The organism is Ralstonia soli, assembly GCF_023955655.1.
GTDB lineage: Bacteria > Pseudomonadota > Gammaproteobacteria > Burkholderiales > Burkholderiaceae > Ralstonia > Ralstonia soli.
On the sequence record NZ_JAMXHT010000004.1, the window covers coordinates 625,698 to 633,821 of the forward strand.

Below are 8,124 nucleotides of genomic sequence, written 5' to 3' on the forward strand. Positions count from 1 at the left end.
CCACACGAAACGTCATGTCCCAGACTTATCACTTCCAGACCGTCAAGCACATCGTCCACGGCGCCGGCAGCCTGGCGCTGCTGCCAGAGAAGCTCGCGCTGCTCGATGTATCCGTCAAGCGCATCGCCCTCATCACGCAACCGGTGATGGAACAGAACGGCGTGATCGGCCGTGTGGTGGAAGCACTGGCCGCACGCGGTATTGAAGCCCGCATCGTGCGCGGCGTGGAGCCCGAGCCGACCATTGAGAACGTCGAAACCGTCTTCCGTGAGCAGATCTCGCCGTTTGCACCCGACGCCATCCTGTCGATCGGCGGCGGCAGCGTGCTTGACGCGGCCAAGCTGTTTGCGGTGCGCCTGACCAATGACCAGCCGCTGCGCGAATGGCTCGGCATTGACCTGATCCGGCGCCCGGGCATCCCGCTCGTGCTGGTGCCGACCACCGCGGGCACCGGTTCGGAAGTCACGCCCAATGCCATCGTCACGCTGCCCGATGAAGAACTGAAGGTCGGCATCGTCAGCCGGCACCTGTTGCCGCAGCTGGTGGTTCTCGACGCAGAGCTGACCTTCGACCTGCCTAAGCCAATCACCGCCGCCACCGGCATCGATGCGTTCGTGCATTCGCTGGAGTCGTATATCTCGACCAAAGCCAATCCGGTGAGCGACATGTTTGCGATGGAGTCGATGCGGTTGATCGGTGCGAACATTGTCGAGGCGTATCAGAACGGCCGCTCGGTCAAGGCGCGCGAGGCGATGATGCTGGGCTCGATGTACGGCGGCCTGGCATTGACTGCCGCCGGCACAGCGGCCGTGCATGCGCTGGCGTATCCGCTGGGCGGCATGTTCGGCGTGACGCACGGCGTGGCCAACGCGATGCTGCTACCGCACGTGATGGCCTTCAACAAGGACGCCATCGTCACGCGCCTGGCCAACGTGGCGCGCGCACTCACGATCAGCCGCCACGATGTTGACGATGAAGCTGCCGCCGACGCCCTCATCGAACGCCTGACCGAGTGGACTGAAGTCGTGCAGATCCCGCAGGATCTGCGCCAGTTCGGGGTGTCCGAATCGCACCTGGACGCGCTGGCCGAAGCCGCCTCCAAGGTCAAGCGCCTGCTGGGCAACAACCCCAAGCCGCTGAGCCATTCGGACATCAAGGCCATCTACCAGCGCCTGCTGCCGTGAATACCATCGCCCAAACCGCCCCGAAGCTGCTGATCTTGGCTGACGATCTGTCGGGTGCCGCCGATTGCGCGGTGGCCGGCGTACGCGCCGGGCTGCGCAGCGCGGTCATGCTGCGTGCCGATGTCGGGCAACCGCCCGGCGCCGACGTCCTCGCACTGGACACCGACACGCGGCGCGCCAACGCCGTCGACGCGGCGGCCACGCAGGTGACGGCATGGCACGCGCTGGCCGGCCCCGCCACGCGGCTCTACAAGAAGATCGATTCGACATTGCGCGGCAACGTCGCCGCAGAGGTGGCCGCACTTGCACCCCTGGCGGGTCTGGCCATCGTGGCGCCGGCGTTTCCGGCGGCCGGACGCACCACCCGCGACGGCCGCCAGTGGCTGCACGGCGTGGCCGTGGAAGACACCGAGGTGTGGCGCAACGAAAGCATCGGCGGCCGCGCCGATCTGCGGGACATGCTGATGCGCCAGGGCCTGCAGACCGCTGTGCTGACGCTTGACGATATCCGCGCCGGTGCCCCCGCCCTGGCCGGTCGCCTGGCCGCGCTGCAAGCGGACGGCGTGCAAACCGTGGTGTGTGATGCCCAGACCGATGACGATCTCACGCACATCGCCGAGGCCTCCGTGCGGCTGGCGCATGTGTTCTGGGTCGGCTCCGCCGGTCTGGCGCCAGCGCTGATTCGCGCGGCTGGGCTGGGCAGCGCCAACGCCGCCGTCAAAGGTGGTGCGGCAACCGCTATCGCCGGACCGGTGTTGACGGTGGTTGGCAGCATGTCCAGCGTGTCGCACGCCCAGGCGGCGGAATTGAAGGCCGCCTCCGGTGTCCGCCTGTTGTCACTTGAACTGCCCGTCGAGGCACTCGACACGCCACAGGCTGACATCACCCAAACCGTCATCGACGCCCTGTGCGACGGTCGCGATGTGCTCGTCACGCTCAGCCAGACCACGCGCGGCGACAGTGCCGACGGCCTGCACTTCTGCCGCCGCCTCGCCACATTGCTGGCACCCGCCCTGCCGCATGCCGGGGGGCTGATCGCCACCGGCGGCGAAACCGCCCGCGCCGTGCTGTCGACCGCCGGTATCGACGCGCTGCACTTGAGCGATGAAATCGAATCCGGCATGCCACTGCTGCATGCCCGACTCACTGGCGTCGGCCGCGTGCTGCCGGTCGTCACCAAGGCGGGTGGCTTCGGCACACCCGGCTCCCTGCATGCCGCCTGGCAACGGTTGATCGAAACCGCGGCCGGCACCCCACCCAAAGGAACTCACGCAATGACCTATCGTCCTGTCATCGGCATCACCATGGGCGATGCCGCCGGTGTCGGCCCCGAGATCATCATGAAGGCACTCACGCACCGCGCGGTGTATGAGCAATGCCGGCCACTGGTGATCGGCGACACCGCCCGCCTGCGCGATGCTGCCCGACGCGCAGGCGTCTCGCTGGAAGTGCGCTCGATCGATCGCCCCGCAGATGCCGCCTTCCGCTACGGCGTGGTGGACTGCATCGACCTTGGCCTGATCCCTGCCGACCTGCCCTACGGCAAGCTCTCGCCCATTGCCGGTGATGCGGCGTATCAATACATCGCCCGCACCGTCGAACTGACTTCCGCCGGTGAGCTGGACGCCATCTGCACCGCGCCGCTGAACAAGGAAGCGCTGCACGCCGGCGGCCACATCTTTCCGGGCCACACCGAAATGCTGGCGCACCTGACCGGCATCGACGAGGTCTCGATGATGCTGGTGGCGCCCAACCTGCGCGTGATCCATGTGACGACGCATATCGGCCTGCTCGATGCCATCCGCCGCATCGAGCCCGGCCTGGTCCAACGCACGATTGAACGCGCACACGCCACGCTGGTGCGCGCCGGCATCGACAACCCGCGCATCGGCGTATGCGGCATCAACCCGCACGCCGGCGAGAACGGCCTGTTCGGCCACGGCGAGGAAGAGGAAAAGATCATCCCGGCCGTGCAGGTGCTGCAAGCGCGCGGCTGGCGCGTGGAAGGGCCGCTGCCGGCCGATACGCTGTTCTTCCGCGCCGGCCGTGGCGACTTCGATGTGGTGGTGGCGATGTACCACGACCAGGGCCACGGCCCCGTCAAGGTGATGGGGCTGGAGGCCGGTGTGAATGTCACCGTCGGCCTGCCTGTGATCCGCACCTCGGTCGACCACGGCACCGCCTTCGACATTGCCGGCAAGGGCATCGCCGATGAACGCAGCATGCTCGAAGCGTTTCGCCAGGCATGTGAACTCGCCACCCGACACGATGACCCGCAAGCCGTGCGCGCAGCCTGACACCGCCGCACCCACGCAGCACAAATCGATGTAGCGCCCCCGCGCACGGCTAGACCCGACGGAGACACGCCGGGCTGGCCAGAGCCATCCGCTCAAAATCAGGAGACAAAGATGACCTCGTTTTCGAACTGGGACACGGCCATGATCATCGCCATGGTCGTGGTCTATATCGTGGTGACCAGCGTGGCCAGCATCCGGCTGCGCAGCCGCAATTCCGAGCAGTTCATGGTGGCCGGACGCTCGATGCCTGCCGTGGTGGTGGCCGTGCTGCTGATGTCGGAATACATCGGCGCCAAGTCGACCATCGGTACCTCGCAAGAGGCCTTTAGCGTGGGCATTGCAGCGTCGTGGTCGGTGATCTCCGCTGCGATCGGCTTCCTGCTGTTTGGCCTGTTCATGGCCAAGCGCCTGTACGCGTCGGGGCAGTTCACCATCTCGGGCTTCATTGCCAAGAAGTACGGCAACACGGCCAAGCTGGTGGTCTCGGCCATCATGATCTACGCGCTATTCCTGGTGAACGTGGGCAACTATGTGAGCGGCGCGGCGGCCATTTCCACCGTGATGCACATCAACCTGCCAACCGCGGCGCTGATCACGGCCGTCGTCAGCACGATCTACTTCGTGTGGGGCGGCCTCAAGAGCGTGGCGTATCTGACCATCGTGCACAGCGCGGTCAAGCTGCTGGGTATCGGCATCATCGTCGCCGCGGCGTGGAAGCTCTCGGGCGGCATCACCCCCATGATGCAGACCATGCCGGAGCACTACTTCACCTGGAAGGGTGCGTTGTCGGGCGGCACCATCGGCGCGTGGATCATCGGCTCTGCCGGCGCGATCTTCTCCACCCAGTTCATCATCCAGGCCATTTCGTCTACCAAAAGCCCGCAGGCTGCGCGTTCGGCCTCGCTGATGGCGGCGGTGCTGTGCGTACCGATCTCGATAGCGTTGGGCTTCATTGGCGTGGCCGCCAAATATCTGTATCCCGGCATCAAGAGCCTGTATGCGCTGCCGGTGTTCCTGCAACACATGCACCCGCTGCTGGCCGGCGTCGTAACAACCTCGCTGGTGGCGTCGATCTTCGTGAGCGTGTGCACGGTGGCGCTGGCGATTGCTTCGCTCATCGTGACGGACTTCTACGTGCCGCGCTTCCGCCCCTCGCCCGAACAGGAGATGCGCGTCACGCGCTGGATCTCGCTGGCGGTGGGCGTGCTGCCGCTGGTGTTCGTGCTGTTCGTGCCGCAGATCCTGGCGCTGTCGTTCTTCACGCGTGCGCTGCGGTTGTCGGTGTCCGTCGTGGCCCTCATCGGCATCTACCTGCCGTTCTTCAACAGCCGCCGCGGCGTGGTCCTGGGCCTGATCCTGGCCGCCGTGACGACCACCATCTGGTACCTGCTGGGCAACCCGTTCGGCATCGACAACATGTACGTTGCGCTCGTCACGCCGGCCCTGGTGCTCGTGGTGGAGAAGCTCTTCTTTCGCACGGCCGAGCCTGCGCAGGCGAGCACACCCGTTGCCAGCATCAAGCCACACAACGCGACGCATTGATCCCTCCGACACCGAGCATTGAGTTGAGACACGACATGACTGCAACCCTTCCCGCCTACGCCGCCTTCGATGCCAGCGTGCGCGCCGCTTACACCGACGCCGAGCGCCGGGAAGCCTTCCTGCCCACGCCGTGCGTGCAGAACCATGCTGCCAACCTGCATGCCCTACCCAACGGCGACCTGCTGTGCGTCTGGTTTGGCGGCACGCAGGAGGGCATTCCCGATGTGTCGATCTACTTGTCGCGGCTGGCCGCCGGCAGCACAGAATGGCAGCCCGCGATCAAGCTGTCGGACGACCCGACGCGCTCGGAACAGAACCCGGTGCTGTTCACCACGCCGTCCGGCGAGCTGTGGCTGATCTACACCGCACAGCTTTCCGGCCACCAGAACACGGCCATCGTGCGCCGGCGCATCTCCACCGACAACGGCCAGAGCTGGGGCCCGATCGAAACCCTGTTCGACCAGGCCGGCACCTTCGTGCGCCAGCCCATCGTCGTGCTTGCCGACGGTGCGTGGGCCTGCCCGGTCTTCCTGTGCCGCACACAGCCCGGCGAACGCTGGGTGGGCAATGACGACATCAGCGCCGTCATGGTCTCCGAAGACCAGGGCCGTACGTGGAGCCGACACGACGTGCCCGACAGCACCGGCTGCGTGCACATGAACGTGCAGACGCTGGCCGACGGCAGTCTGCTCGCGCTCTATCGCAGCCGCTGGGCGGACCATGTCTACGCCAGCCGCTCGCAAGACGGCCGTACGTGGAGCGCGCCGCAAGCGACGGCGTTGCCCAACAACAACTCGTCGATCCAGTTTGTGGCGCTGCGCAATGGGCACCTTGCACTGGTCTACAACGAGAGCGACGCCTCGCACAGCACCGGCCGCCGCACCTCGCTGTACGACGACATTGAAGACGCCGAAGACCACGGCGAGTTGCGCGACCAGCAAGCCTCCACGCGCGGTACCGCGTTCTGGGGCGCGCCGCGCTCGCCACTGTCGCTGGCCATTTCGGAAGACGGCGGGCACACCTGGCGGCGCCGCCGCAACCTCGAGATCGGCGACGGCTACTGCATGACCAACAACTCTGCCGAACAGCGCAACCGCGAGTATTCATACCCATCCATCGTGCAGGGTACGGACGGCGCATTGCACATCGCCTTCACCTACTTCCGTCAGCGTATCAAGTACGTGACGGTAGACGAAGCCTGGGTGCGCGGTTGACCCGTGCAGGGGGCGATTTGCTACAGTGAGCCCCCATCTCGGGTTGGTTGGATATAGCAGACATGAAAGTTACGAAGCGCCGCGAAGCCATGCTGAAGGCCGTGCTGGGCGGCATGAACGATGTCGCCACGCTATGCGAGCACTTTGGCATGTCGGAAGCCACCGTACGTCGCGACCTGCGCGCGCTCGCCTCCGATCACCGCATCCTGCGCACATATGGCGGAGCGGCGGCCGTCGGCTCGCACGAGCCGGAAGCCCCACTGGAAGAGCGGCGCGTGAGCGCACGCACGCAGAAAGAAGCGATCGCCCGGTTGGCGCAGGCCCATATTGCCGACGGCGACACCGTCTTCCTCGACGGCGGCACGACCACCGCCGCGCTGGCACGGCACCTGTCCGGCAAGCGCGTGCACGTGGTCACGAACAACCTGATGGTAGTGACCTCGCTTGCGGCCAGCGGTATCCCCGTCACGCTCATCGGCGGCGACGTGCGCCCCTCGAGCATGAGCACGCTTGGGCCACTGGCACAGTTGTCGCTGAGTCGGGTGAGCGTCGACAAAGCGTTCCTGAGCGCCGATGGCGTGGTCGCCACCAACGGCCTGTGTGAAGCGTCGGCCGATCAGGCGTATCTGAAGGAATGCGTGCTCCGACAGTCGGCGCAGGTGTTCGTGCTGGCCACGGCGGACAAAGTCGGTCGCGCCAGCCAGCAGCACTGGACGCCCATCGAACGCCCCTGGACGCTCATCACCGACAACGGTGCCGCGTCCGATCAACTAGAACCGTTCCACGAGCGCGATGAAGTCGACGTGGAAATCGCCCCGCTGGAATAAGCATGCCAACCCACCCCGCACCGCAAGCCACTACCGCCCGCCATGCTTTGGTGACGGGAGCCTCGTCTGGCATTGGCCGAGCCATCGCAGTGCGTCTGCTGGCCGACGGCTGGCGTGTGTCGGGCCTGTGTCGAACCGCCCCTGCCGAGCGGGTCGAGGGCTTGGAAATCGCACACGTGGATGTGACCGACTTCGAGCGGTTAAGCAAGGTATGTGACAGCTTGGGCGCGGTCGACGCACTCGTGCATGCCGCGGGCTTCATGCGCACAGCGCCATTGGGCGAGCTTTCCGCCGCGGATGGTGCGGCGATGTGGCGCGTGCATGTTGATGCCGCGGCCTTCCTCGCAGACAAACTTGTGCCGCGCATGCCAGCTGGCGGCCGCATTCTCTTGATCGGCAGCCGCACCGCCAACGGTGCCCCGACGCGCAGCCAGTACGCAGCCACCAAGGCGGCGCTCGTGGGCATGGCGCGCTCGTGGGCAGCGGAGCTGGCACCGCGCGGCATCACCGTCAACGTGATCGCACCGGGCGCGACGGATACACCGTTCCTGCACGACCCTGCACGTGCGCACACACCGCCGCGCATGCCGCCCATTGGCCGGTTCATCGCGCCCGAAGAAGTGGCCGCCATGGCGGTATTCCTGGCAGGCGAATATGGCGGCGCCATCACCGGCCAGCAGATCGTGATGTGTGGCGGGGCTTCGTTGTAGCGCTGGCGAGCAGTTAGGAGATCAGGCCGAAGGGGGACAGATATCCCGGGCCGGGTGTCGCCGTGCCGGTATGCCCACTCCTTGTTTTGACTTAAATCGCATGAGACCGATTACGGAACCGCGTTTAATTTCCCGTCATGTGATTCTGTGCTTTTTCTTCACCGTCTTTTCTGTTAACTGGCCGGGTTGGCGGTGGTGCAGGCACCTATTGACCCTACACAAATGTTGATTTGCACCGAATCCTGACCCATCCGAGGTAGGTTTTTGCATCGAATGTTGACCCACGTATAGAACACTGTCCCGCTCGGCAAGGAGCGGGAGTTCGGAGTGATCGACGTGGCCATACTGAG

Annotated in this window: 6 protein-coding genes; all 6 read left to right on the forward strand. The window is 65.6% G+C overall.

The window, feature by feature from the left end:
• Positions 1 to 14: 14 nt before the first annotated feature.
• The 6 genes from NG900_RS13160 to NG900_RS13185 all read left to right on the forward strand — a co-directional run bounded on the left by NG900_RS13160 (position 15) and on the right by NG900_RS13185 (position 7,774).
• On the forward strand, positions 15 to 1,184 hold the full coding sequence (locus tag NG900_RS13160; RefSeq protein WP_252680859.1) for an iron-containing alcohol dehydrogenase: 1,170 nt from the start codon (positions 15 to 17) through the stop codon (positions 1,182 to 1,184).
• The gene (gene pdxA / locus NG900_RS13165; protein WP_252680861.1) at positions 1,181 to 3,481 is read left to right on the forward strand and encodes a 4-hydroxythreonine-4-phosphate dehydrogenase PdxA; all 2,301 of its coding nucleotides are present in this window, start codon (positions 1,181 to 1,183) and stop codon (positions 3,479 to 3,481) included. Before NG900_RS13160 ends, pdxA begins: the two co-directional genes overlap by 4 nt.
• 111 nt (positions 3,482 to 3,592) lie before the next feature.
• Positions 3,593 to 5,023: a sodium:solute symporter family protein gene (locus NG900_RS13170; protein ID WP_252680863.1), complete on the forward strand. Its 1,431-nt coding sequence runs from the start codon at positions 3,593 to 3,595 to the stop codon at positions 5,021 to 5,023.
• A 35-nt stretch (positions 5,024 to 5,058) separates the two neighbouring features.
• Positions 5,059 to 6,237 carry a sialidase family protein gene (locus tag NG900_RS13175; RefSeq protein WP_252680865.1) on the forward strand — a complete coding sequence of 393 codons (1,179 nt, stop codon included), beginning with the start codon at positions 5,059 to 5,061 and terminating at the stop codon, positions 6,235 to 6,237.
• A gap of 62 nt (positions 6,238 to 6,299) precedes the next feature.
• On the forward strand, positions 6,300 to 7,064 hold the full coding sequence (locus NG900_RS13180; RefSeq protein WP_252680867.1) for a DeoR/GlpR family DNA-binding transcription regulator: 765 nt from the start codon (positions 6,300 to 6,302) through the stop codon (positions 7,062 to 7,064).
• 2 nt (positions 7,065 to 7,066) lie between these two features.
• The gene (locus NG900_RS13185; RefSeq protein ID WP_252680868.1) at positions 7,067 to 7,774 is read left to right on the forward strand and encodes an SDR family NAD(P)-dependent oxidoreductase; all 708 of its coding nucleotides are present in this window, start codon (positions 7,067 to 7,069) and stop codon (positions 7,772 to 7,774) included.
• Positions 7,775 to 8,124: the final 350 nt, after the last annotated feature.